The organism is Anoxybacillus ayderensis (assembly GCF_000833605.1).
Lineage (GTDB): Bacteria > Bacillota > Bacilli > Bacillales > Anoxybacillaceae > Anoxybacillus > Anoxybacillus ayderensis.
The window spans coordinates 1-25301 of the sequence record NZ_JXTG01000026.1 but is presented as its reverse complement, the minus strand read 5'-3'; the positions used below and the strand labels follow the sequence as shown (position 1 = coordinate 25301).

Genomic DNA, 25301 nt, shown 5'->3' with positions numbered 1-25301 from the left:
CGTAGCCATGATAGTGTACTGTCTGAATGTTTTAGCTCAGTTGAACACGAATAGCGAACGCAGTTACTTACAAATTAGTCGCTATTTGAAGGCTTCTTTGTGGAAATCCGCTCACATTTGGTTACGAAAAATCGAAGGAAAGAGCGTCCCATAAAGGTTTGCCAGTCGTTGTTGCACAAGTCATAGGTTATAGTAAAAAAATGGATGTCTACTACCCTCGCTTAGGTGTTTTCGTTTTTTCTCTAAAGTCCAGAAAAAATAAAACTGAAAATTCAGACATCATTTATGCGACGGTAGTGTTGTCGAACATATAAAATAATTTAGGCATAAAAAAAGGATCGGGAATCCCCAATCCTTTAAGCATATCGTCGAATGAGTGCAGCAAGCTCTGTTTGTAACGTTTGAATATGCTGCTCATGAATAGTAACACGAACAAAAGTCTCATCTAAATCAAGCGCTTCTGCAAACAAACCAGCTAACCCACGCGCTCGTCTGTCCACTTGAATAAGTAATTCACATTCTTGTGGTGTATGTGGGAAAAAAATCATTTCTACTTCATCAAGTTTCCCACGAAATTCACCACTCGTCGGGACAAACTCAAATTCTTGAACAAAAGGGAGGTTTTTACGAACATAATGAGCCACTTCTTTGCATTCTGCTTCTTTTAATCGAAATCCTAAGTTTTCCATCACCCGAAATACTTCGTTCATCATTCGATTAGGTTGAACACGAATATAATCTTCATCTGTCGGATCGACGGCATTTTTAATATCAAGTCCTGTGTGTAACCACACTCTTGTTTTTCCAACTGTAATTGGTGTGTCAAGCGGAAGGGAAAAAGAAAACGGAAACTCTTTCTTTTCTCCAGCACGAATCACAAATGATTGGGCAATTTTCCACTTTTCAATAATGGCTTGCTTCGTTACTTTGCGATCATCTACTTCTTTTGTATATGTAGCGCAAAGAGACAAATATATATCATCAATGTCTTGATCTACATTTCCTCCTGTGACTTCTACAACTCCTGTGATCCGTTCACCAAGTGATAGTTGTGATTCATGCAACTTCGTATCCACCTTAGCAGAACCAATCCCAATACTTGCTAATACTTTATTGAATAGCCCCATAAAACAGCCTCCTTTATTTTTCATTCTATACGTTATACGAACGAAATGAAAAAATGTTTCAAATAAAAAACGACGGAACAACCGTCGCTTTATTCATCAATCAGCTCTTCGTCAATAATACATTTTTCAATCAAGTAATCAAACATAATATCTGCCATTTCTTCAATTTCACGCTCTGTTGGGACAAAGCCCCGCCGAACAAGTTCATTGTAAAAGAACTCCGCAATTTCTTCCGTATCAATAACTACTTCAATTTCTTTCACAATATCGCCCCCTTTGTATTATGTTATGAAAAAGTCATTCATTTATGTCATCCGTTTTTTTATGTATATTTGCCACTATGTACACATACGTTGAAAGTAAAAAGAAACGGAGGACAAGCTTATGGACGAACAAATTGATCAATGGATGGAAACGATCACGAATGGGCTCTTTTGTGGCGTGCTCTTTTTTTGCATTCCTTATTTCATATACGTGTTATGGCAGTGTATGTGAATTTCATTCGCGTCGTTTCCGTCTCGTAAACTTTTTCAACTGCTCGACGATTTGCTCCATCATTTGTTCATACTGTTCATCACCAAACCGTTCGTACAACCATTTATAGTCATTATAAATATCTAATAAACCGTCAATAATCTCTTTTTCTTCTTGTTTTCGACGCAACCGCTCATTTTCAAATTTTCTTGATATCACATGAACTTCACTCCAACGTTGAACATCATAATTAGTAATAGTATATGTACATATAAAAAAGCCGACACAAAACGTCGGCTTTTTTATATCGCATAAGATGCTGGTGCAAAGTCAATATCAAATCCGAGATCTTCAAGCATTTGGAAATCTGCATGTTTTTCTTGTCCGGCTGTCGTTAAATAATCTCCAACAAAGATGGAATTGGCGGCATATAAACCGAGTGGTTGCAAGCTTCGCAAGTTTACCTCTCTCCCTCCGGAAATACGAATTTCTTTCGTTGGATTCATATAACGAAACAGCGCGAGCACTTTCAAACAATAGCGAGGGTTTAATTCTTTTGTCCCTGCTAGCGGCGTTCCATCGATCGCATGAAGAAAATTAACAGGGATTGAGTCTGCGTCTAGTGCTTTTAAGCTTCTCGCCATCGCAATGACATCTTGCTTTGTTTCTTTCATGCCGATAATGACGCCAGAACATGGGGACATTCCTGCTTCTTTGACTGTTTCTACCGTACGTACCCGATCATCGTATGTATGGGAAGTCGTAATGTGCGGGTGATGCTCTTTCGATGTATTAATGTTATGGTTGTATCGATCCACACCTGCTTCTTTCAACCGCAACGCTTGCTCTGGTTTTAATATCCCTAAACAAGCACATACTTTTAAACCGTACATTTCTTTAATTTCTTTCACCGCAGATACAACAATATCGATTTCTTTATCACTCGGACCTCTTCCGCTTGCGACGATACAATATGTTCCTATTTTCGCTTCATACGCTCGTTTTGCCCCTTGTAAAATCGTATCTTTATTTACCATCTTATATGTCGAAATCGAGGCAGTAGATATGGAAGATTGCGAACAATATCCACAATTTTCGGGACACAATCCCGACTTTGCGTTCATAATCATATTTAATTTCACTTTATTTCCGTAATACGTTTGACGAATGCGATAAGCACCTTGTAGTAATAATAATAGTTCATCATCTGGACAATTTAATATCGAGAGCGCTTCATCATCTGTTATTTCCTCCCCTGCTAATACGCGATCCGCGAGCAATAACCAATCCATCGTTCTCCCCCTTTTACTTCTAATTACCAATAATCGTATTCGATCAAGTGATATATGTCAACATTATTTTTATATAAGTTAACAAAAGAAAAAACTAGCGAGAACGTCTCGCTAGCTATACGTTTCTACAATATGTCGAGCAATCCATACCCCACATGCCCCAGCCTGTGCCAGTCCACGCGTAATTCCTGCACCATCTCCTCCAACATATAACCCTGAAATTTCTGTTTCAAAACGTTCAGTTAATTTTGGACGCGCAGAATAAAACTTTGCTTCTACCCCATAAAAGAGCGTATGTTCTGAAGCGATGCCTGGAGTAACTTTGTTCAATGCTTCTGTCATTTCGATTAAACTTTTCATCGTGTTGTATGGAAGAACGAGACCTAAATCCCCAGGAACAGCTTCTTTTAATGTTGGTTCAATAAATCCTTCTTTCATTCGTTTTTCGGTTGAACGTCTTCCCTTTAAAATATCCCCATATTTTTGCACAATAATTCCACCGTTAGATAACGCATTCGCTAAACGAGAAATTTGCTGTGCATATTCGTTCGGCTGATCAAATGGCTCAGAAAATTTATGGGATACAAGAAGAGCAAAGTTTGTATTATTACTTCCTAGCTTAGGATCTTTATATGCATGACCGTTCGCGAGCATAATACCAGAATGATTTTCGACAACAACATGCCCAGACGGATTACTACAAAACGTTCGAACTTGTGTTCCAACAGATGTGTTAAAAATAAACTTCCCTTCATACAAATGTGTATTAATTTCTTCCATTACTACGTTAGACGTTTCGACACGAACACCAATATCCACTTGATTATTGATCATTTTCAACCCGCGACGTTTCAATATGTTCGATAACCAAGCTGACCCATCACGTCCAGGAGCAATGACGACACGACTGGCATATAACATCTCTCCATTTTTCAGTTGAACTCCTTTGACATGATTCGTACCGTCGACTGTTTCCGTTAAAATATCGCTCACTTCGGTTTTAAACATCATATCAATATGCGTTCGTAAATATTCATATATACTCTTTAAAATTTGCAAGTTTTGTTCTGTACCAAGATGGCGAACTTGTGCGCGCAGTAATTTTAACCCAGCTGCATAAGCCCGTCTTTCTATTTCCTTCACTTCATCCGTCAGCGGATTAGTCAGAGACGGAGTAGCACCATGCTTTAAATTAATTTCGTCAACATAACGGATAAGTTGTAACACTGTCGAGGCAGGTAAGTAATCCGTCATCCATCCACCAAATTCGCTCGTAATGTTAAACTTCCCATCTGAATAAGCTCCTGCTCCTCCAAATCCATTTGTAATTGAACAGGCAGGTACACAGCCAGCGTAATCTTTTTTTCCAACTGGCGGTGGGCATTTCTCGATTTTCTTTTGCAAGATGGGACAGTTTCGCTTATAAATATCGTGTCCTTTATCAATGAGCAGCACGCGTGCACCCGGTAATTTTAACGTTAATTCATAACAAGTAAAAATCCCTGTCGGACCAGCTCCAACAACGATCACATCGTAACGATTGTTCATTATTCATCCCTCACCTTTCATTTTCCGAATGTTAATATACTAAATAGGACATAAACAGTCAATAAAAAACGATCTTTTTTTTAAAAAAAAAACAAGAAATGTTCGTGTTTGTTTTGTACAAAAAAAAGAACGGCAATGTACCGTCCTTTTAAAAATAACGTTTCTTCCAAAAAACGAACGCTGTAATACTTGAAAGAGTGAAAGAAATCCCTAACGCAATTAAATATGCATATGGCTTGTCTTGATACGGAATCGGAACGTTCATTCCATAAAAACTTGTCACCATCGTTGGAAAAGAAATAACAATCGTAATGGCAGCTAAAAATTTCATCACAATGTTTAAATTGTTCGAAATGACAGAAGCGAATGCATCCATCATTCCACTTAAAATGCTACTATACACTTCTGTCATTTCAATCGCTTGTTTATTTTCAATAATGACATCTTCTAACAATTCTTGATCGTCTTCATACATCCGTAAATAATTCAAGCGAAGCAGCCGTTCCATCACAATATTGTTCGCTTTTAATGATGTTGTAAAATAAACGAGGCTTTTTTCTAAACTAAGTAAAGAAAACAACTCTTTATTTTGCATCGATTGATGTAGCTGTTTTTCAATTTCACTCGTTTTGCGATTAATTTGTTTTAAATATCTTAAATAATACGTCGAAATCATATATAACATTTGTAAGGCAAAACGCGTTTTCATATACGTATAAAAGTTTTTTACCTTACTTTTCGTAAACTCTTCAAAAATCGGATTTTCTTGGAGACATACAGTAATAAAACATGTATTTGTAATAATCATTCCAATTGGAATGGTTTCATATGTCGGAATGTTCCCTTCATCGTACGTAATAATCGGGATATCAACAATAATTAACACATGATTATCTTCTTTTTCAATACGCGAACGCTCTTCGTCGTCGAGTGCATCTTTAATAGAATCAATCGGAATGTTCAAATGTTCTGCAATGTAGCGAATTTCACTTTCTGTTGGGGAGACGAGATTAACCCAACAGCCATTTTTCAACTCGTGAATTTCTTCTAATTTTCCTTGCTCATTAGATAAATAAATGTTCATCATGGCGTAACCCCCCTATCTTCTCTACAAAAGGGAAGCACCGCTTTTTTGTCGTTGGAGCGTCTGTTTCGTTCGTGAGCAGTACGTCCCAGCGAAAAAAAACGAAACGACTTCCCCTATTATTGCTGGTTCTGGTTCATTTGTACTCGCCCTGCTCATAACGGAAACGTCACTCCTTTCGCTTTTACGTTCATTACGGATTAATAATACATGGTTTGCCACCATTTGTATAGTTCCTTTTTCATTTTTTCTCACAATGAGTGCGCAAAATAGAAAAATATTTCTCTTTATTTTATAATCATGTGTGAAGGACGGTGAATACAATGAACATATACATGTGTGACGAAGCATTTTCATGGTACAAAGAGGAATTACAGTTACAGCGAGGAGACTACGTTCGTTTTTTTGCTCGATACGGTGGATGTAGCACCGTACAAAAAGGTTTTTCTTTAGGAGTGAATAAAGAAAGTCCGATCGACGCTTCAGTGATATTGGAAAAAGAAGGAATTATCTTTTTTATTGAACAAAACGATACGTGGTATTTTGATGACCATGATTTGCATATTGAATTTGACGAAAAACGAAACGAGCCAATATTTACATATAGATAAAAGCGGTTGGCCCGCTTTTATCTTTTTTTTGCCCGTTCATACGCTTCATGCCAATCAGGAAAGTATTTTCTAATTAAAACAGGTTGAAACGTTTCTTTCGCCACGCAAACATGTTTTGAAGTTGCTGTCGCTGCGATTTCATTTGTTGGCGTTAACACTTCATACCCGTAGACAACCCGAATGCCGTCATATGACTCTACCCACGTTTTAATAGTAGCTGTCTCTCCATAGCGTAAAGGCTTTTTATAAGAAATTTGCAAATCAATAACGGGAGACACAATTCCCCTTTTCTCCATATCAGCATATTGAAAACCAAGTTGTTGAATAAAATGAGCTCGTCCGATTTCTAACCAAACTAGGTAATTGGCGTGATAAACAACCCCCATTTGATCTGTTTCTGCGTAGCGCACTTCAATTTCTTTTTGTGAAATCATCATTCGTTCTCACTCTCCGACATAACAATACTTTATTTTCTTATTGTACCATACATAAGAACATGTAAACAGAGCATACAAAAAGCCGCACGTATGCGGCTTTTATCATTCATATCCTCTTTCACGAGCTCTTGCTTCATCTTTGATTTCTGCTCGCATCGCCTCAATTGCTTCTTCACGGCGATGGTTTTTTTCCTTAATTTTTTCACGCTCCTCTGGACTAGCGAACGCCATCGTCTCTTCCGCTTTTTCGATATTCTCAAGCGTATTTTGTACCATGTCTTGTAACTTTTCTACATTGTCACGACGATCATCATAATTTGGTTTCATTTTATCATCCTCCTTGTCAAAGTAAAATGTACACTTTTTATCGTGCACGTTTTTCTTCATGTTATACAAACTTTATTGTTTATTATAATTTTGTTATGTAAACTATATAAGGGCGAATGTTCGCCCTTACTCACCCTTCGTTTGAATGACTTGTGGATGTTGACCAGATTGATCTTGCATTTGCTTTCCTTTATTGCCACCTGCCACTCTTGGCTTCGTCCCGATATGTTGTGGCACAAATGGTTGTTGATTGCTTTTTGGATTACCCATTTTTCATCCCCCTCTCCCTTATAGTATGGCTATATTACTCTGCTTTATGAAGCCAACGTGTTTCCATTTTCTCTTCCAATTTTTCTAATGCCCTTGCATCGTTTAATAGTTGTCGTTTATTTTCCATCACGAGTTCTGCAAATGTCCGTTTTCTTATTTTTCTCATCACTTATTCACCTACTTTTTGTTTTTTTCTATCTTTTCCAAACATAATGACAAATATACAAAAAATAGCCGATCACTCGGCTATTTCCCCCATTTCTCTACATATTGCACCATTTGTTCATACGACATTGGCCCGATTTGCTTTTCACGAATAATGCCTTGTTGGTCGATAATAAACGACGTTGGAATCGGCTGAATATCATATTGCTTCATGACATGTCCGTCAACATCTAGCACAACCGGAAACGTTAAACGATAATCTTTTACAAACTGATTCACTTTCTCTTTCGAATCTCTCACCATTACATTGACGGCTACAATTTCTATTTGTTTTTCATAACGTTCATAAAACGTTTGCATATCCGGCATTTCCGCGCGACAAGGTGGACACCACGTTGCCCAAAAATTCACAATCACTACTTTTCCACGTAATTGTGAAAGTTGAATGACTTTTCCATCAATCGTTTGTAAAGAAAAGTCCGGTGCCTTCATTCCAATATGAATACCGGTTGCGATCGTTTGTCTTTCCGTTATATGTTCCCAAAGCATGTATGCAAAAAAACTAAATAAAATAATAATAGCGAGCCACTTTTTCATCGACATACCGCCCTTCGATTTGTCATCTCAAAAAAAGGCGCATATGCGCGCCTTATCGAATATTTTTATGCTCGTTGCTCATTTTTTTTACTTCAACTTCAGCATATGAAGCAAACTCATTATTGAAGTCGTTTTTTTGTTTTGCGTTATTGTTTCGTTGCGCATTGGCGTTTCCTAATTTTGTTCGTCCCATCGCTTCACCCTCCTTTTTATACATGATGCATAAATAGTATGCGCGAACGGGACGTTTTACACTACGACGATTTGTTATTTAATTTTTGGACGTATTCCTTTACCATGTCAACCGTCACATATTTTCGCTGTGGTACAATTCCATTTTTAGCTAGTTCATTTATTTGTTTTGTTACTTCGTTAATGTTTTGTACAGAAAACGGTTCACCGCGTTGACATAAAGAGACGGCTTCCTCAATATACGCTTCTCGTTTCGCATCTAGCTCGATAAACGTCCGAACGAGTGCATGTTGCCTTTGTGAATGTGCTGTAATCGCTTGGTGAACTTCATTCATTATCCATTCCTCCGATCATATCGTAAATATGTTGTAATTCGTCTATTGGTGCTTTAGCCGTTAATGCGGCAAATAAACCTGTAAAATGCTCATTTAGTTGTTCACGCATATGACAATGAAGTTGCTCAATAATCGTATTCCACTGTTTTGTATAATGCGTAAGCAACCGTTGTTTTTGTTCAGCTACATACGCTGCAATCGGCTCATGTAATTGTTTTTCTAGTTCTTCTTTCATAAAGCGCTTTTCATCTTTTTCAAAAAATGATTTCGCGTTTTTGTACAACGAAAGCGCCTTTTTAAATATATTGCGATCGATTTGCTCAAAAGCGATCGGGAATTGTAACGTTGGAAAACTTGAAAGATCGACTTTTGTTACAATGAGATCATGCACTTGCTTCCATTGGTTTTCTAGCGCCATAAAATGAAGATCGTAACGTTTATTTATAAACGCTTCGATTCGTAAGCTAGTTGCACGCATTTCTTGCGCCAAATCAAATCCAATGGAGTATAAAAACTCATCTAAACATAATTGTAACGCTTTTTTTATATTTGTTTGTCGGTCATGCAAAACAGACGGATTAAACGACTCTTTAAACCAATCTGACAGACGGAAAGAAATACGCTGTTGAATATAATAAACTAACTCGTTCAGTTCTTGTTCGATGGCAAGAACATCATGGTCTGTTTCATATTGTTCAATCATTCGTTCAAGCTGTTGTCGCTCTTGTTGCAAGATGTGCAACTTTTTACGTTTTATCTCATCGCTTTGCTTCGCTTCTGCAATATATTCTGCTAACCGTTTGCGCGCTTGCTTCATTTGCAAACGCGCAGAAGCAATGGCTAATGAGCCGATCTCATGATGGATAAACGGATAAAATGTTTGCTCGAACGTGCTCATTCCTGAATTCGATAACACATGATGATCGAATGTTTTCCCGTTTTTTTCTGCAAGCGCCCATTTACTCGATAATGGAAAAAGACGCGGATGGCGAATACCAAATTGTAAAAGCTGCTCTTTCACATAACGAACGACCGCCTGCAATTCCTCTTCTGTATGAGCTAGATCAGCTGCATTAATGATGAAAAACATTTTATCCAAACTAAACGTATCTTTCACGCGACCAAGCTGAATTAAAAATTCACGATCCGCTTTTGAAAACGCATGGTTATAATATGTGACAAAGAAAATCGCATCAGCATTTTTAATGTAATTAAATGCTACTCCTGTATGACGGGCATTTACAGAATCAGCTCCTGGTGTATCGACAAGAATAATGTTTTCACGAGTAAGCGGACAATCATAATACAATTCAATCCATTCAACAAAACACGATTTCGTTTCATTCGCTACATATTCGTGAAATTGCTGAAATGAGATGACAAGCAATCGCCCTAAATTTTCTTTCATTTGTTCATAACCGCGCACGACAGCTTTCAAAAATGCCCAATGTACCCGTTCTTTTGCATCAATAGCTTCATTACGAATAGCTTTTTTGCTTTCTTCGATCGCCTCTTGTAACGAATGAACTTGCACACCGAAAAAGCGCAAGGAGTGTTGCAAATCGTTTAAAAGCTGTTGCTCCGTTTTTACTTGTACAACAACGGTTCCATGTGGATGCTCGTCTGTCGGGGGAACAATTTTATTTATTGTCGCCGTCGTTGGATGAGGCGAAACAGGTAAGACGTGTTCACCTATTAACGCGTTTGCAAATGAAGATTTTCCTGCACTAAACGCCCCGAATAGAGCAATTGTAAACGTCCGTTGTTGAAGTTGTTGAATTTTTTCGCCCATTTCTTTCGCTAGTTGTTTCATCCCTTCAATCGGGGCAATCATTTGGCTAATGACGCGTAGCTTTTCGATCGTTTGCTCAACCGTCTCACTTGCCATTTGCACCTTTTGAATTGGACGTTCTTCTTGCATCGCTTCATTTTCCTGTGGAACTTCTTCTTTCTTTTGATTGCTTATTCGCATCGTAAACGTCTCGTGAATAAATGGATAAATCGCATCATCGCTTAACGGCGTTGCATGTTCAACGACTTTTTGCAATTGGTGACGCGTATGTTTCCGCTGATGGACAAGTTGTTTCAATTGCTCCCAACGCGCCCGTTCCTTTATCAGCTCATCTAGCTGTTGCTCATATATATTTAACCGTTGTTGCGCCTTCCCTTTTTCAATTATTTGCTCTGCGAGTTGAAGAGCCGCATCGCGATACAACCGTTTTATTTCATTCGCTATATCGTTTGTATACGTTAATACATAATCGCCTGTAACAAGCGGCTGATTTGGCTTTCGTTCAACAATCCATTGTTCTGAAAACGGAACGGTTAATTGTTGAATACGATGTAATAACTCTTGGTCATGAACGTCATGTTGTTGATAAAAACGTTTCAGTAAGTCACGAACATGCCATTCTAGCTGACTTTCGATTTTTTTGCGCAAATCTTCATAAAAAGCACGCAGTCGTTTCCGACGTTCTTCTTCTGTTTTTTGTTTTGTAAATAAAAAACCAACTTTAAAATCAGGTTGACATGCTTCTAAATAGGCACGAGCATGCTCTCGCGTTTCATAAGGCATCACATAAGCGTTATGTAACGTCGTTTCTAACTGCTGTTCAACATGCTGCTTTGCACTGAACCACGTTTTCTTTATATGATCAATCGCTCGTTCCGTTTCTTCCATTTTCTCGAGAAGCATTGTTTCATCCTCAAACGAAAGCGATTGACGAATATGTTGCTCTTCTTCCTCTTGCTGAGCGATGAGCATCTGCATATGATCATCAATCATTTGCTCGACAGCAATACGTATACTTTGCTGAAGTCGCTCCTCTTTTTCGCGAAAAAGCAACTGCAACAACTGTTTTAATTCATCGAACTCATTATGTACATGCTCTTTTTGTTTGAGGGAAGTATAAAACATGCGTTCAAATGTAACTCCCCACTGCTGAAATGCCTCTTCAACAGAACGAGTAAACTGTGAAAACGAAAGCTCTTGTTCACGATGTTTATCAATTTGATTTATAACTAAGTATAACGTTTTCCCGTACTGTGACAACCGTTTTGTAAACTCAAAGTTCAATTCTGCTTGAACATGGTTATAATCCATTACATAAAATATAACATCGGCTAAATGAAGAGCGGACTCTGTTGCCAAACGATGAGCATCATCTGTCGAATCAATTCCCGGCGTATCCATAAGCACAATGCCACTTGGAATAGCGTCTGTTTCATCGCTAATTTCGATCATGTCAATTGTATCACCGTCTCGACAAAACGTTTTTACTTCTTCGTAATCGTAAGGAGCTGCGTATTCAATCGCTTGACCAGACTTATAATATACGCGCGCATACGGTTTCCCCGCTTTTACTTTCACAAGATTTGCACTTGTTGGAATAGGACTAGACGGCAACAGTGAATCACCGATCAATTCATTAATTAAGCTAGACTTTCCGGCAGAAAAATGACCACAAAAAGCGATTGTAAATTCTTGATGATACACTTTTTTAATTAATTGTTTCGTTTTATTTGCCTGCGCAATGTCACCTAACTTCATAAATTCGTCATGAAGTGCAATCAGGCGATATATCCATTGTTGCAATGATTTTGTTTCTGTCATTTCCATAATTACCTATACCCCTTTTAAAAAATCTACCTTCATTTTACTGTAGTTCACAAAAAAAATACATAAAAAATCCCCTGCTTATTAGGGGGATTTTAATAAACGTAACGCCTGTTCCTCCGCACGAATACGAACAGATAAAAGGTACGCGTTACACATTGTGAATATGACAGCTGTCCAATACGCTTGAAACATAATTGGAATAATGATGAATTCTAGCACAACCACAAGGTAATTCGGGTGACGAAACCATCGATATGGACCTTTCTGTACTCGTCCTGCTTTTGGCAATACAATAATTTTTGTATTCCAATACCTTCCAAGTGAAGCGATAACCCAAAGACGGAATAACTGTAATACGACAAATATGTTAAACAAAACAGACCACAATGGTGACGGACGTTTACGAATTCCCTCCAGCAAGAGCGAAACAAAAAATAAACTATGCATACACACGATATACTTATAGTGATTTTGTCCGAATTCTTTTGCTCCCCTCTCTTTCATCCATCTTTCATTTCTTTTTGCCCAATATAACTCAATAAATCGTTGAACAATTAAAAAGAAAAGCATTCTCCATTTCATGCTTCTTCTCCCCATTTTAACAACAAAAGTTCACAACTAAATCCAGGTCCCATCGCCATCATTAAACCATATCCTCGTGGAGTGAGCGACTGTTGCAAAAAGCGTTGTAAAACAGCGAGCACAGTAACAGATGACATGTTTCCGTACTGTTGTAAAACCGCGATCGCATGAGCAAGCTTGTCTCCATCGATATGTAAACCATCTCGATACGCATCAAGCACCTTTTTACCGCCTGGGTGCAAAACAAAATGTTCAATTTCGGAAAGTTTTATTCCGCTTCTTCCTAAAAATAATTTTACGATCTCGCCAATTGATTGACGAATCATCGTCGGAATATGTCGAGAGAACACAACATAAAAACCTTGATCTTTTATATCCCACCCCATAACATCTTCCGTGTTACGCATAAATACTGATTGCATATCAATTACCTGTGGAGCGACACTTTGCTGCTGTACATCATCCCCCACCACACACGCGCAACCTACTCCATCAGCAAATAATGATGTGCCAATAAGATTACTTTTTGATACATCATCCATTTGAAACGTTAGACTGCAAAGTTCCACAGCAAGAACAAGCACTTTCGCTTTCGGATATGCTCGACAGTAATCTACCGCTCGCGCAATGCCAGCTGCTCCACCCGCACATCCGAGCCCCCATATCGGAATGCGTTTCGTGTGTACAGAAAAAGGAAGTTCATTTATGATTCTTGCCTCAATGCTCGGTGTAGCAATTCCCGTCGTTGAAATGAAAAAGATTGCTTCAACGTCTTCAAAAACAATATTTGCACGATGTAAACAGCGCACAATCGCCTCCCTTCCATATCGAACAGCATGCTCAATATACAGCTCATTTTTCTCAGCAAACGAATGAGTCTGCATATACCAATCTAATGGTTGTACAAGCGATCTTGATTGAATATGATCACGTTGAAAAATGGATAATAACCGATCAATATGTTCAGAACGGTGTTGAAACATGCGTTTTATGGCAACCATCACCTCGTTTTGTGAAACGCGGTAAGGAAGTTTAGCTAATTCAACTGCAACGATACTTGGCATCTATGCCCCTCCTTTCGATAAAGATAATATTTTCCTAATAAAGAAATTTTATTCATAACAAACAAAAGAGCTTTCCTCTCAGCAACGGGAGGAAAGCTTTCGACGTTTTGAAAAGAGGGATGTTGTTGTGCACTTTCATTATAACGCAATTTGTTGTTTCGTCACTATGTTTTTTATATATTCGTATCTATGTTTATCGAAAAATGATGTCATCAAAGTGAAAAATTTGTTATGATGAAGAAAAAAGGGGGTCTTTTTATGGCATTAGGCGAGAAAATTACAACGATTTTAAATGGAACGATCGAATCGATTCGATCTGTTATCCCACTATCAATGACAATCGATAAGCCTTCATTGTTTGTCCAACCTTTCACACAAACGTCTATTAGCGTATTGATTGGGATGACCGGAGACTTACGCGGGCGTCTAATCATTGAAGGACATGAAACGATGTTTGGAACCATCGGAGAAACGATGTTTGGTATGCCGTTAGAAGGCGAAATGCTTGAATCATTTACGGGTGAGCTCGGCAATATGATTGCAGGAAACTTGGCCACAGTTGTATCACAAAAAGGAATTACAATTGATATTACTCCTCCAACTGTTCTTGTTGGTCAAACAAAAATTTACGGTTTTGACAAAGCTTTTCGCGTACCGATCCACTTCGAAAGCAACGGGGAATTACAACTTATTTTAACAATTGATAATGAATAAATGAGAAGCTTGCGCTTGTAAGCTTCTTTTTTTATGCCATAGCCATCTTTTTCTAAATATTTCACACTTTTTTCACAACCTCGCAAAATGTGTGTGACAAAAGTCACAGCTACCCCTTATTTTTACGGTTATGATGATGGTAAAGTAACGAATGAACAATTTGTGAAACATCTGAAAAAAGCATTTCATTTCACAAATTGTTTTGTATGATGTAAGTGTATACATTTCTATTTAAGGTTTATTTAGGAAAGGGGGATGAAGATGAAAACTCAATTAAACACAAACACGCCAAAAACAAAAGTAGAGAAAGAACCTGCATTAAAAGGAACTCTTGCTTCTGTTTTGTTTTTGGGATTTTTCCTCATTTTCACGTGGGTAAGCGTATATTTCTTGTTTTTAAATCGCTTATAGAGAGAAAGGAGACGAGACGTTATGCACATGCATAAGTATGAAAAAATTTGGCTGTTTTTCGGCATCGGTTCGTTATTCGTATTTTTAGCTGTCTTAGGAGTCGGTGCATTTGCGCAAGGAACGCAACCACCAAGCTGTTTAACAACGATCGATCCGGAAAAAGTCGATCAAACACCGCCATTTGATAAACCAGGCCTTGTTAAAACAGGAGATAATGAATATCAACTGAACATCGTTGCTTCTGCATTTGCGTATACACCAAACCAAGTCGAAATCCCAAAAGGAGCAAAAGTAACGATTAATGTCGCAACGAAAGATGTCATCCACGGATTTCAAATAGTTGGAACAAATGTAAACATGATGGTTGAGCCTGGTTATGTCAGTAGCTATACACAAACATTTGATAAAGTTGGCGAGTATGTCATTTTATGTAACGAATATTGCGGTGCCGGTCACCACTTAATGACTTCCAAAGTGAAGGTGGTTGAACAATGATGAACGGAACATGGAAAGTCGATGCACGTGATGGCAAATTAGCCATGGCTCATATTTATGTCGCTTTCGTTGCCCTTGCGTTAGGAGGGCTTGCTGGTCTATTGCAAGTGCTTGTGCGCTCCGGAAAATTTGAATTGCCGGCAGGTATTAGCTATTATACGATTTTAACAACGCATGGCGTATTGCTCGGACTCGTTTTAACTACATTCTTTATTATTGGTTTTCAATTCGCTGCTGTAAGTCGTACTGCCGGGACACTTTCTGACCGCGTGCGGTTTTGGGGTTGGGTCGGTTTTTGGCTCATGACAATCGGTACAGCGATTACTGCCTTTTACATTTTAATCGGTGAAGCTTCTGTTTTATATACATTTTATGCTCCACTACAAGCACATGCAGGCTTTTATATCGGTTTAACGCTTGTTGTTGTCGGTAGCTGGATTAGTGGGTTTGCGATGTTCGCTCATTATGCAAAATGGAAAAAAGCTCATCCTGGTCAAGTGAGCCCATTGCTTACATTTATGTCTGTTGTCAACATGATATTATGGCTCATTTGTTCGCTCGGTGTAGCGGCGACTGTATTATTCCAATTTATTCCTTGGTCATTAGGTTATGTCGATCGGATTAACGTACTCGTAAGCCGAACATTGTTCTGGTATTTCGGTCATCCGCTCGTATATTTCTGGCTATTACCGGCATATATGATTTGGTATGCGATTATTCCAAAAATTATTGGTGGAAAAATGTTTTCTGACTCTCTTGCTCGTATGTCATTCATCTTATTTTTAATTCTCTCGATTCCTGTCGGTTTCCACCATCAACTTGTGGAACCAGGAATTGATCCAGTTTGGAAATACTTACAAGTTGTCTTAACGTTTATGGTCGTTATTCCATCATTAATGACTGCGTTCTCAATGTTCGCAACATTTGAAATGTATGGTCGCTCAAAAGGAGCAACAGGATTATTCGGATGGTTACGAAAACTTCCTTGGGGTGATGCGCGTTTCTTTGCACCATTTGTCGGTATGTTATTCTTTATCCCTGCTGGTGCTGGTGGTCTTGTCAACGCATCACACCAATTAAACCAAGTCGTTCATAATACGATTTGGGTAACTGGTCACTTCCACTTAACATTAGCAACAACAGTCGTATTGACATTCTTTGGGGCAGCTTATTGGCTTATCCCGCACTTAACAGGGCGCGTCATGACAAAAGCAATGAATCGTCTAGCGATTATTCAAACGATCGTTTGGTCCATCGGTATGATTTTCATGTCTAGTGCGATGCATTTTGCAGGGTTACTTGGTGCCCCACGCCGTTCAGCATTTTCAACATACGGTGATGCACCACAAGCACTAGAATGGATTCCTTATCAAATCGCTCAAGCGGTTGGTGGAACGATTTTATTCATCGGTATTATTCTCGTGCTCATTATCGTGACAAACTTAGCATTTTTCGCTCCGAAAGGGGAAACAGAGTTCCCTGTTGCAGAAGTTGCTGAGCAGGCTGAACGTACACCGCTTGTGTTCGAAAACTGGACATTGTGGATCGGTATTGCGGTTGTACTTATTTTAATCGCATATACAGTTCCATTTATCGATATGATCCAAAATGCACCTCCTGGATCAAAAGGATTTAAACTTTGGTAAAAAACCGGGCACTCGCCCGGTTTTTTATAATCGATAAATATGTTTATATTTTTCTTCTAAGTAATGGATTAAGTAGGTCGGATTTAGACCTTCCCCGGTTACTTCATGTAAAATATCGAGCGGTTTTTTCATCTTTCCGAATTGGTGAACATGCTTTGTAAGCCATTCTCGAATACGAACAAGTTCTCCATTTTCAAGCAACTGATGAAATGGCAGTTCTTTCTCCATCGTATGTTTAAACTGTGCCGCGTACATATATCCAAGCGCATATGATGGAAAATAACCGAAACTTCCTCCAGCCCAATGCACATCTTGAAGAACTCCTTCCGCATCACGCTCTGGACGAATACCTAAATACGCTTCATATTTTTCGTTCCAAATGTATGGTAAATCTTTCACTTCAATGGCGTCATCAAACAACGCTTTTTCCATTTCATATCGAACAATAATGTGTAATGGATACGTCAGCTCATCAGCTTCAATGCGAATAAGAGACGGTTTCGACTCGTTAATCGCACGATAAAAATCGTCTAATGAAACATGTGAGAAGTGCGAAGCATATTGTTGTAATAAGCTATAATATCGTTTCCAAAATGAATAATGACGAGCAATAAAGTTTTCATAAAATAGCGATTGTGATTCATGAATCCCCATTGACGTTCCGTCGTACAATGGCGTCCCTGCGAGTTCTTTAGAAATATGTTGTTCATAAAGAGCATGACCGCATTCGTGAATTGTACCAAATACAGCTGTTCGGAAATCATTTTCGTCATATTTCGTTGTAATTCGGACGTCCCCATCATTTAATGTGATGGCAAAAGGATGCACAGTTTCATCTAGCCGCCCTGCATCAAAGTCGTAACCTAGCTCTTTTAAAAGCGCTAAACTAAATGCTCTCTGCTTTTCTTTCGGAAATGGTTGAAATAAAAAGCTCGTGTCCGGTTTGTGACGGGACTCGCGAATTTGTTGAACAAGCGGAACAATATGATCACGTAATTTTGAAAATACATCATCTAATAAATCGACTGTTACACCCGGTTCATATAAATCTAATAGCGTATTATATGGGTGTCCGTTTGTTCCCCAATATGTAACGAAACGTTTTGTAAAGTCAACAAGCTGTTTTAAATACGGTTCAAAAAGGGAAAAATCAGATTTTGCTTTCGCTTCTTCCCATACACTTTCCGCTTTGGATTGCAAAATGACAAATTGTTTATATTCATCCGCAGGAATTTTTTTATTGCGTTCATACTCTTTTTGACATTCTGCTAACGTATAACGGGTAACAGGCGATAATTGTTCTTGTACCGACTTAGCGGAAAGTTCCGCAATATATGCGGCCATTTGTTCTGAAGTCGACATGCGAAACACTTCTTGTGACAACATGCCGATTACTTCAGAGCGTTGATCGACCCCTTTTTTCGGTGCCCCTGTACGCAAATCCCAATACATAAGGGAAATGGCTTCTTTATATGCCATCATTTTTTTGACGTATTGTCGAAATTGCTTTTCTACTTCTTGAATATTTGTTTTCATCTTCTTCCCTCCATTCTGTATTTGTTATTCTACAATACTTACAATGATTCCTTTATTTTTGTTGTACATCTGTCGGTAATACACGTTTGATCGCCTCGATCACTTGCATCGGTTCATCATCTGTTACAAAAATACATACGATTCCTTGATCATCTCGTTGACGAATAAGGCGCCCGACCCCTTGTCGCAGTCGTAAAATCATATACGGAACATCGACTTCCCAAAACGGATTGTCCGTTTCCTTTCGCTTCGCCTGAAAAACAGGGTCATTTGGAGGGTAAGGAAGCGCCCAAATAATCACGTTGCTTAATGAAGGACCTGGAATGTCTAATCCTTCCCATAAATGTTGGGCACATAAAATCGTTTCTTCTTCGTTTTGAAAACGAGAAACAAGCTCGCTAATTTCTTGATCCCCTTCAAATAAGAAAGTAAATTGTTCTTCACGTTGGGCGCGAGCTTTAAATTCATTCAATTGTTCACGCGTTGGGAACAATACGAGAGCACGCCCATTCGTTTCGCGTATTTTTTCTAAGGCATACGCATATTTCTCTTCAAATATACGTTCGCTCTTTTCAAATATTGGCATGTAAATTTTCATTTGTTCATCGTAGTCAAATGGGGAATCGACATGAAACGATATATATTCGTCGATTCCTAGGCTTTTTGCCATATAATCAAATGATTTTTCATTAGATAGTGTGGCAGACGAAAAAATAAATGGCATACGTTTAGAAAATACTTTTTCACGCAACACCTCTTGTACCGTTCTTGGCATAATGACAAGCGTATTGCCATCTAGCGACGATTCAAGCCATGTAATTGCATCCCGATTATGAATAAATAAGTGTAAGGAGTGATGAATTTGATCTAGGTACTCATCCACAACTTTTAATTGATACTGGTCAATTGTGTACGTCTCACTTTCAAAGACGAGTTCATTGCCAATTTGCTCAACTTTTGTTTGTAAAGTTTGTGCAAGTTGCAAAAGAGATGGAGTAAACGTTAATTCTTGACGATTCGATCCCGATACAGCTTTCGCATGATTCATTAATTCATCAAAAAAACGTACACTAAGTTCTAATGTATCTTCAATTAAATAAGCTAATTGTTCACGAATATCATTTTCTAATAAACGAGAAAGCAACGTCTCTAACGTCGTTTCTTTCATACGATACGTTAACGCTTTTTGCGCCGCAAACTCTAATAAATGCCCTTCGTCAAAAATGACACAGCTCGCTTCAGGCAAAAGAGGAAGCTGCCCCTCACGTTTCCGCGCTTCATACGTCCAAATATGTTCCATATAAAAATCGTGCGAACAAATAATTAAGTCCGCTGCTTTGCGATAATGATCGCGCGATAACGTTTGACCACAGCGATGACGTTTTTCGCACGCTAAACAGTCTTGAAACGGATCCCAAGCAATTTTTGACCATTGTTCATCACTTAAATGAGCGTAATCTTTCCGATCACCGTAATGATAAAACGTTTGAAGTGGAGCATGATCATGAACAAATGGAGGCAATTCATCAAAAATTTGCTCGTACAATTCCTCTTCTTCCGTCATTAATACTTCGTCCAATTTGTTTAAACATAAATATTGATCGGGCGATTTGGCTAATCGAACATCAATATCCATGTTTAAGACGCGCGAAATTTTCGCGATATCTCCTTCTTTTTTTACAAGCTGTTCAATTAACGTTTCATCTGCGCAAGCAATAATCGCAGGCTTTCCGATATAACGTGCATAGCAAATAGCATAAAGTAAATATACGATCGTTTTTCCTGTTCCTACACCGGCTTCAGCAAACATCACTTTTTTCTCTTTAAATGCTCGCTCAAGTTGAAATGCCATAAAAATTTGTTCATCGCGCAATTCAAACCCAGCTTCAGGTAAAATGTCGTAAAAGACGTCCCCAATCCATTCGTTCAATTTATCAAAAAAGTTTTCGTTTTTGCTTAATGTAAACGGATATTTGCTCATATTTTTTAGCCCCTCCATCAATTTAAACGAAGTACACAAACATTAATTATCGATCAAAAAAAGAAAGAAGTCAATGAAGTTGAAAAGAAAAAGCTGTCAGCGAGACAGCTTTTCATACGAACGTGGCGGACGAGATCCCCAAAATTGGTAATATTGTGTTTCAATAAAACCGTTGAACAATTTCCGTCGTTTTGTTGCTCGTCGACCATACAATTGCTCAAATTGGCGGTGAGATGTTAACATATAAATCGACCACGTATCGAGAGCTGCAAATGTTTTTCCCATTTCTCGATACAATTGTTCCACTTCTTCTTTTTCCCCTAATCGCTCACTATAAGGCGGGTTGCCGACGATGACGCCGTATTCATCTTTCGTCCGAAAATCTTTTACTTGCATTTGTTTAAATGTAATTAAATCTGCTAATCCAGCCTCTTGTGCATTTATTTTCGCCATATCGACCATGCGATGATCAATATCAAATCCAACAATATGCAACGGTTGGTCATAACGCGCTACATCTTCCGCCTCTTCTCTCGCTTCGTCCCATAAGCGAGATGGGATCCAATTCCATTGCTCGCATACAAACTCGCGATTAAATCCCGGTGCGATATTTTGCCCGATTAACGCAGCTTCAATTGCGATCGTCCCCGATCCACAAAACGGATCAACAAACGGACGATCTGGCGTCCAATTCGTTAATTGAACGAGCGCTGCCGCTAATGTTTCCTTTAATGGCGCTTCCCCTTGCTTGACTCGATATCCTCTTTTATGCAATCCTGCTCCACTCGTATCGATCGTTAATGTAGCGATATCTTTATGTAAAGCTACTTCAATACGAAATAATGCACCTGTTTCCTCAAACCAAGAAATACGATAATGTTGTTTCAAATGTTCGACAATTGCTTTTTTTACGATTGCTTGACAATCGGATACGCTAAACAATTTTGACTTGACCGATTTTCCGACAACAGGGAATTGGGCATCGATCGGCAAAAATTGCGCCCACGGTAACGCTTTTGTTTGTTCAAACAACTCATCAAACGTTGTCGCCGGAAATTCGCCCACTTTGATTTTTACACGATCGGCTGTGCGAAGCCATAAGTTCGTGCGACAAATCGCTCGCTCATCTGCAACAAATGTCACTTTCCCATTTTCTACTTCACAGTCATAGCCGAGCGCGCGCACTTCGTCTGCAACGATCGCTTCAAGTCCCATCGCCGCAGTAGCAATGAATGTCATTTGTCCCATATGTTTTCACCTTTCATTCATGTATAGCATCCCATTCCTGAATAAATAGTTGCACTTCATCTATTTGCATCGGCTTGGCGATGTAATATCCTTGTGCCATATCACATTGCTGTTCGTTTAAAAACTCATATTGTTGCCCCGTCTCAACTCCTTCCGCGACAACAGACAAATGCAAATGATGCGCCATCATAATAATTGTTGATACGATCGTCGCATCATCGCTATATAAAGATAGGCGACGAATAAACGATTGATCAATTTTTAAAATGTCGATCGGAAAGCGATGTAAATAACTTAATGAAGAAAAACCTGTCCCAAAGTCATCAATGGCTAGTTTAAAGCCGCATTGTTTAAGCCGTACAAGTTTTTGAACGGACTCTTCAGCATTTGGCATAATCGTACTTTCCGTCAGTTCTAATTTAAAAAAGCGTGGATGCACATCGTTTTCTTTCACAATCGTCGATAATTGCTCGACGAAATCGTCTTGTTGGAAATGTACAGCAGAAATATTTATTCCTATTTTCATATGTGGGGCGAATGGATGAATCGCCTTGATATGTATGCACGCTTGTTCAAACAGCCACTTCGTCATCGGAACAATAAGCCCCGTTTCTTCTGCAAGTGGAATAAATTGCGCCGGCGAAACGAATCCGATGTTTGGTTGCTTCCAACGCATCAACGCCTCGAGTGATTCAATTTTTTTCGTCTTCATATTCACGATCGGCTGATAGCAAATGAATAACTCATTTCGCTCCAGCGCTTTTCGTAAATAATTTTCTAACGTCACAACTTCGCTTTGATAGTCCAACTTAGCCGTATATAACTCAAAGCGATTTCGTCCGCTTTCTTTCGCTTTTTGCATCGCGCGATCCGCTCGGCGTAACAACGTCTCTCCATCATCCCCATCGTTTGGGTACATGCTGATCCCAATGCTTGCTGAAATGTATACGTCTTTTCCATTCATCATAAATGGAGCTTGAAGTGCCTCAATCATTTGTTCTGCTACTGTTATTGCTTCCTGCACATCTTTTAGTTTAGGCAAAATGACGACAAATTCGTCCCCACCAATGCGTGCAAGCGTATCTTTCGTGCGCAATAACTTTTTTAAACGATTAGCCACTTTTTTCAACAGTATGTCTCCGCTATAATGACCGAGTTCATCATTAATATACTTAAATCGATCTAAATCGAGAAACAAAATCGCTAATTGCTGATTGTAACGCCGAGCTACATCAAGTAAATGTTGCAGTCGTTTCGTAAATAATTGGCGATTTGGAACGTTTGTTAATACGTCATAATTTGATAACCGTGCTAATTGTTCCATCGTCCGTTTATGTTGCGTCACATCTGAAAAAATCGCCACATAATGCGTCGGAGTTCCCGTCGCATCATAGACCGCTTTAATCGTTAGCCATTCGACAAACAATTCGCCGTTTTTTCGTTTATTCCAAATTTCCCCTTTCCAAACACCATGATCCCGTAACGTTTCCCACATGTTTTCATAAAACTTCCGATCGTGTAAACCGGAACGAAGAATGTTCGGTTTTTTCCCTAACACTTCTTCTTGTGTATAACCCGTCACTGTTTCAAACGCGGGATTTGCTAATAAAATACGCCCTTGCTCGTCTGTCACAATCATTCCTTCGTCTGCTTCTTGAATAATCGTATGAGCAATAGATAAAAATGTATCTGTTTCAAACAAAGATGACAACTTTTTGTTCACATCAGACTCTCCCCTCATATTTCCCCCAAAAAACAAAAACTCCCCTGACGTTATGCAGGAGAGTCATGCCATGAACCATGTTCTGTAAGCCATGTTCTGTTCCGTCGTACTGCAAACGGCTTGCGCCTCGTACTTCGGCGGTAATCATCTATCTACAGGCTCACGCCTGTCCTTCTCTCCGTTCATTTCCTTCGAGAAGGTGCCCCTACCATCATTTGGGTTTCTCGCTCGTGGGGTTTACCGCGTTCCACTCTTGCCGTTTCCAGCAAGACTACGTCACTGTGGCACTTTAAAGGTAATCGAGCCATATCCGTTAGGGACGTAGGCTCTTTCCCTGCCGTCAGCCCAGCTGATCGCCAGACTGCCCTAGCTTATGCATTCGCTAGGCACGAACACTACGGGCATCTCAGCACCGTGCGAGCATGGACTTTCCTCTACGATGCATACACATCGCAGCGATTACCCGAACATGATTCATGTAAGCATATGTTAGTATATCCGAAACGATAAGCCAAATCAATAGAAAAGGTTGGATCATTTATTCGTAAAGTTTGTTACCAAAAACATGTTTTTCTAAATTAGAAAGACGTTGTAAAATATCAAAATTCGTCGTTCCTGATTGAGATGGCTGACGTTTTTGCGCCTCCTGCAATTGGCTTTTTAGACGTGTATTTTCTTGTTGTAATTGTTCAATCATTTGATGAAATGTTTCATAGTCTTTAATAACTAAATCAAGAAAGCGATCCACTTCATCTTGATTATATCCACGCATGCTTATTTTAAACTCTTTTTCAAGAATGTCTTTTGCTGTTAAGTTGATGCGATCCGAAAGCACGTTTGCTCACCTCAATTATCCATGTCTACACCTATTCTTTCAAAAAAAGCAGTCGTTGTCAATTTCTCATTTTCACAAACTTCGTCTTTTTTTCGACAAAAACCGAAGGCGAATTGCCTTCGGTTAAAATGGTCGTGGAAACGGACCAGGCCCTGGACAAACAACATGTTGGTGTGATACATCGTTCACAACAGATTGTGTGTGCGGAAAATAATGTTGATGCTGGAACATATGGTGATTCACATATGTCGTATGCGACGGATGAATGTGCGGCACAATCGTTGTTTGCATTTGATGTTGTGTACAACATTTTGTTGGATGAACGATCGGCGGCATCATATTTGGACGACAATGCATATTTCATACCCCTTTCGCATTAAAGTTTGTTACACTTCTAGCGTATGTACGAAGGGGGATACATGTACTAATGGAAATACCCATTTTACATGAACGTATAAATGTTATGCTTCATATTCGCAAAAATAACAACGGTAGCTCCGATTAAAACAAAAAATAAATATAAAATTTTTTTGCTCATCGCTTCTCTCTCCGCAGTTCATATTGTTCACAAATATACATTCTACTTCATTCTTTTTCATTCGACAAGGAGGGAAAACTTTGTCATTTTTTGCGCTTCCCTCGGAAATAACATAAAAATTTTCCTTCTTATTTTTGTGGCACATGATATAATCCTGAATCCGTGATGAATTGAAATCGACTTTGATTTTGTTGTAATTTTGATGGATTGATAATCCATAAAACCCTTTTTATGCTTATGACCTATGTCATCTCTATTTCCGAAAATGGAACAAATCTCTTTTTTAGGTATACGAACCAAAAAAATAGACAAAAAAGCCCAGGGAGTGACGTTGGACATCAGTGCTCGAACATTCGTTCGTTATCTTGCCTCTCTCCATTTCTGATAGACGTTCAGTAGGGGCTCGCTATAGCCACTCCTTCGCGTCAGTTTCATCCAGATCTGTCGTGA

Annotated in this window: 27 protein-coding genes, 1 other RNA gene and 1 pseudogene; 6 read left to right on the top strand and 23 right to left on the bottom strand. The window is 38.9% G+C overall.

Going from position 1 to position 25301, the window contains the following annotated elements:
* A pseudogene (locus JV16_RS15600) lies at positions 1-154 on the top strand (IS4 family transposase); the annotation flags it as partial.
* 202 nt (positions 155-356) lie between these two features.
* Here JV16_RS15600 and JV16_RS13705 read toward each other — a convergent pair.
* From JV16_RS13705 to JV16_RS13685, 6 genes are all read right to left on the bottom strand, one after another.
* Positions 357-1127, bottom strand: coding sequence for a sporulation protein (locus tag JV16_RS13705; RefSeq protein ID WP_021094067.1), 771 nt, complete (start codon positions 1125-1127; stop codon positions 357-359).
* Positions 1128-1216: 89 nt separating this feature from the next.
* Positions 1217-1390 (bottom strand): YozD family protein, encoded by a 174-nt coding sequence (locus JV16_RS15415; protein WP_021094068.1) that lies wholly within the window; start codon positions 1388-1390, stop codon positions 1217-1219.
* A gap of 235 nt (positions 1391-1625) precedes the next feature.
* The gene (locus JV16_RS13700) at positions 1626-1820 is read right to left on the bottom strand and encodes a hypothetical protein (RefSeq protein ID WP_021094070.1); all 195 of its coding nucleotides are present in this window, start codon (positions 1818-1820) and stop codon (positions 1626-1628) included.
* An 83-nt stretch (positions 1821-1903) separates the two neighbouring features.
* The gene (bioB, locus tag JV16_RS13695; protein WP_021094071.1) at positions 1904-2893 is read right to left on the bottom strand and encodes a biotin synthase BioB; all 990 of its coding nucleotides are present in this window, start codon (positions 2891-2893) and stop codon (positions 1904-1906) included.
* 111 nt (positions 2894-3004) lie between these two features.
* On the bottom strand, positions 3005-4441 hold the full coding sequence (locus tag JV16_RS13690; protein WP_021094072.1) for an NAD(P)/FAD-dependent oxidoreductase: 1437 nt from the start codon (positions 4439-4441) through the stop codon (positions 3005-3007).
* Between the two features lie 148 nt (positions 4442-4589).
* The gene (locus tag JV16_RS13685; protein ID WP_021094073.1) at positions 4590-5528 is read right to left on the bottom strand and encodes a magnesium transporter CorA family protein; all 939 of its coding nucleotides are present in this window, start codon (positions 5526-5528) and stop codon (positions 4590-4592) included.
* Between the two features lie 320 nt (positions 5529-5848).
* On the opposite strand from JV16_RS13685, the gene JV16_RS13680 reads away from it, so the two are divergent.
* A complete protein-coding gene (locus JV16_RS13680; RefSeq protein ID WP_021094075.1) occupies positions 5849-6136 on the top strand; it encodes a HesB/YadR/YfhF family protein in 288 nt (95 codons plus the stop codon).
* A 17-nt stretch (positions 6137-6153) separates the two neighbouring features.
* On the opposite strand, the gene JV16_RS13675 is transcribed toward JV16_RS13680, so the two are convergent.
* The 10 genes from JV16_RS13675 to JV16_RS13640 all read right to left on the bottom strand — a co-directional run bounded on the left by JV16_RS13675 (position 6154) and on the right by JV16_RS13640 (position 13724).
* Complete coding sequence (locus JV16_RS13675; protein WP_035062948.1) at positions 6154-6573, bottom strand: acyl-CoA thioesterase; 420 nt, start codon at positions 6571-6573, stop codon at positions 6154-6156.
* A 102-nt stretch (positions 6574-6675) separates the two neighbouring features.
* Positions 6676-6900 carry a small acid-soluble spore protein Tlp gene (gene tlp, locus JV16_RS13670; RefSeq protein WP_021094077.1) on the bottom strand — a complete coding sequence of 75 codons (225 nt, stop codon included), beginning with the start codon at positions 6898-6900 and terminating at the stop codon, positions 6676-6678.
* 126 nt (positions 6901-7026) lie between these two features.
* Positions 7027-7170 (bottom strand): acid-soluble spore protein N, encoded by a 144-nt coding sequence (locus JV16_RS13665; protein WP_021094078.1) that lies wholly within the window; start codon positions 7168-7170, stop codon positions 7027-7029.
* A 34-nt stretch (positions 7171-7204) separates the two neighbouring features.
* Complete coding sequence (locus JV16_RS15405; protein ID WP_009361290.1) at positions 7205-7336, bottom strand: FbpB family small basic protein; 132 nt, start codon at positions 7334-7336, stop codon at positions 7205-7207.
* A gap of 80 nt (positions 7337-7416) precedes the next feature.
* A complete protein-coding gene (locus JV16_RS13660; protein ID WP_021094079.1) occupies positions 7417-7932 on the bottom strand; it encodes a peroxiredoxin family protein in 516 nt (171 codons plus the stop codon).
* 52 nt (positions 7933-7984) lie between these two features.
* Entirely contained in the window at positions 7985-8125 is a 141-nt protein-coding gene (locus JV16_RS15820) for a hypothetical protein (RefSeq protein ID WP_009361292.1), read from the bottom strand.
* Positions 8126-8186: 61 nt separating this feature from the next.
* Positions 8187-8459: a YpbS family protein gene (locus JV16_RS13655; protein ID WP_021094080.1), complete on the bottom strand. Its 273-nt coding sequence runs from the start codon at positions 8457-8459 to the stop codon at positions 8187-8189.
* Entirely contained in the window at positions 8452-12078 is a 3627-nt protein-coding gene (locus tag JV16_RS13650) for a dynamin family protein (protein ID WP_042536339.1), read from the bottom strand. The genes JV16_RS13655 and JV16_RS13650 overlap by 8 nt, the downstream gene beginning before the upstream one ends.
* An 81-nt stretch (positions 12079-12159) precedes the next feature.
* On the bottom strand, positions 12160-12660 hold the full coding sequence (locus JV16_RS13645; protein ID WP_042536337.1) for an isoprenylcysteine carboxyl methyltransferase family protein: 501 nt from the start codon (positions 12658-12660) through the stop codon (positions 12160-12162).
* Positions 12657-13724, bottom strand: a complete 1068-nt coding sequence (locus JV16_RS13640; protein WP_042536336.1) for a type III polyketide synthase — start codon at positions 13722-13724, stop codon at positions 12657-12659. Before JV16_RS13640 ends, JV16_RS13645 begins: the two co-directional genes overlap by 4 nt.
* Before the next feature lie 258 nt (positions 13725-13982).
* On the opposite strand from JV16_RS13640, the gene JV16_RS13635 reads away from it, so the two are divergent.
* The 4 genes from JV16_RS13635 (at position 13983) to JV16_RS13620 (ending at position 16990) form a co-directional block, all read left to right on the top strand.
* On the top strand, positions 13983-14438 hold the full coding sequence (locus JV16_RS13635; RefSeq protein ID WP_021094084.1) for a chemotaxis protein CheX: 456 nt from the start codon (positions 13983-13985) through the stop codon (positions 14436-14438).
* Between the two features lie 261 nt (positions 14439-14699).
* Positions 14700-14849, top strand: coding sequence for a cytochrome c oxidase subunit 2A (locus tag JV16_RS13630; protein ID WP_009361298.1), 150 nt, complete (start codon positions 14700-14702; stop codon positions 14847-14849).
* A 21-nt stretch (positions 14850-14870) separates the two neighbouring features.
* On the top strand, positions 14871-15344 hold the full coding sequence (locus JV16_RS13625; protein WP_021094085.1) for a cytochrome c oxidase subunit II: 474 nt from the start codon (positions 14871-14873) through the stop codon (positions 15342-15344).
* Complete coding sequence (locus JV16_RS13620; protein WP_021094086.1) at positions 15341-16990, top strand: b(o/a)3-type cytochrome-c oxidase subunit 1; 1650 nt, start codon at positions 15341-15343, stop codon at positions 16988-16990. Before JV16_RS13625 ends, JV16_RS13620 begins: the two co-directional genes overlap by 4 nt.
* Positions 16991-17014: 24 nt before the next feature.
* Here the strand turns inward: JV16_RS13620 and JV16_RS13615 are convergent, their stop codons facing one another.
* The 7 genes from JV16_RS13615 to JV16_RS13590 form a co-directional block, all read right to left on the bottom strand.
* Positions 17015-18526: a carboxypeptidase M32 gene (locus JV16_RS13615; RefSeq protein WP_021094087.1), complete on the bottom strand. Its 1512-nt coding sequence runs from the start codon at positions 18524-18526 to the stop codon at positions 17015-17017.
* 52 nt (positions 18527-18578) lie between these two features.
* Positions 18579-20507, bottom strand: a complete 1929-nt coding sequence (locus JV16_RS13610) for an ATP-dependent DNA helicase (protein WP_042536334.1) — start codon at positions 20505-20507, stop codon at positions 18579-18581.
* 96 nt (positions 20508-20603) lie between these two features.
* Positions 20604-21755, bottom strand: a complete 1152-nt coding sequence (locus JV16_RS13605) for a THUMP domain-containing class I SAM-dependent RNA methyltransferase (RefSeq protein ID WP_042536332.1) — start codon at positions 21753-21755, stop codon at positions 20604-20606.
* A 13-nt stretch (positions 21756-21768) separates the two neighbouring features.
* The gene (locus JV16_RS13600; RefSeq protein ID WP_021094090.1) at positions 21769-23478 is read right to left on the bottom strand and encodes a putative bifunctional diguanylate cyclase/phosphodiesterase; all 1710 of its coding nucleotides are present in this window, start codon (positions 23476-23478) and stop codon (positions 21769-21771) included.
* 80 nt (positions 23479-23558) lie between these two features.
* Positions 23559-23949: RNase P RNA component class B (gene rnpB, locus JV16_RS15400), an RNA gene on the bottom strand.
* A gap of 67 nt (positions 23950-24016) precedes the next feature.
* A complete protein-coding gene (gene gpsB, locus JV16_RS13595; RefSeq protein WP_021094091.1) occupies positions 24017-24313 on the bottom strand; it encodes a cell division regulator GpsB in 297 nt (98 codons plus the stop codon).
* A 123-nt stretch (positions 24314-24436) separates the two neighbouring features.
* A complete protein-coding gene (locus JV16_RS13590; RefSeq protein ID WP_021094092.1) occupies positions 24437-24670 on the bottom strand; it encodes a CotD family spore coat protein in 234 nt (77 codons plus the stop codon).
* Positions 24671-25301: the final 631 nt, after the last annotated feature.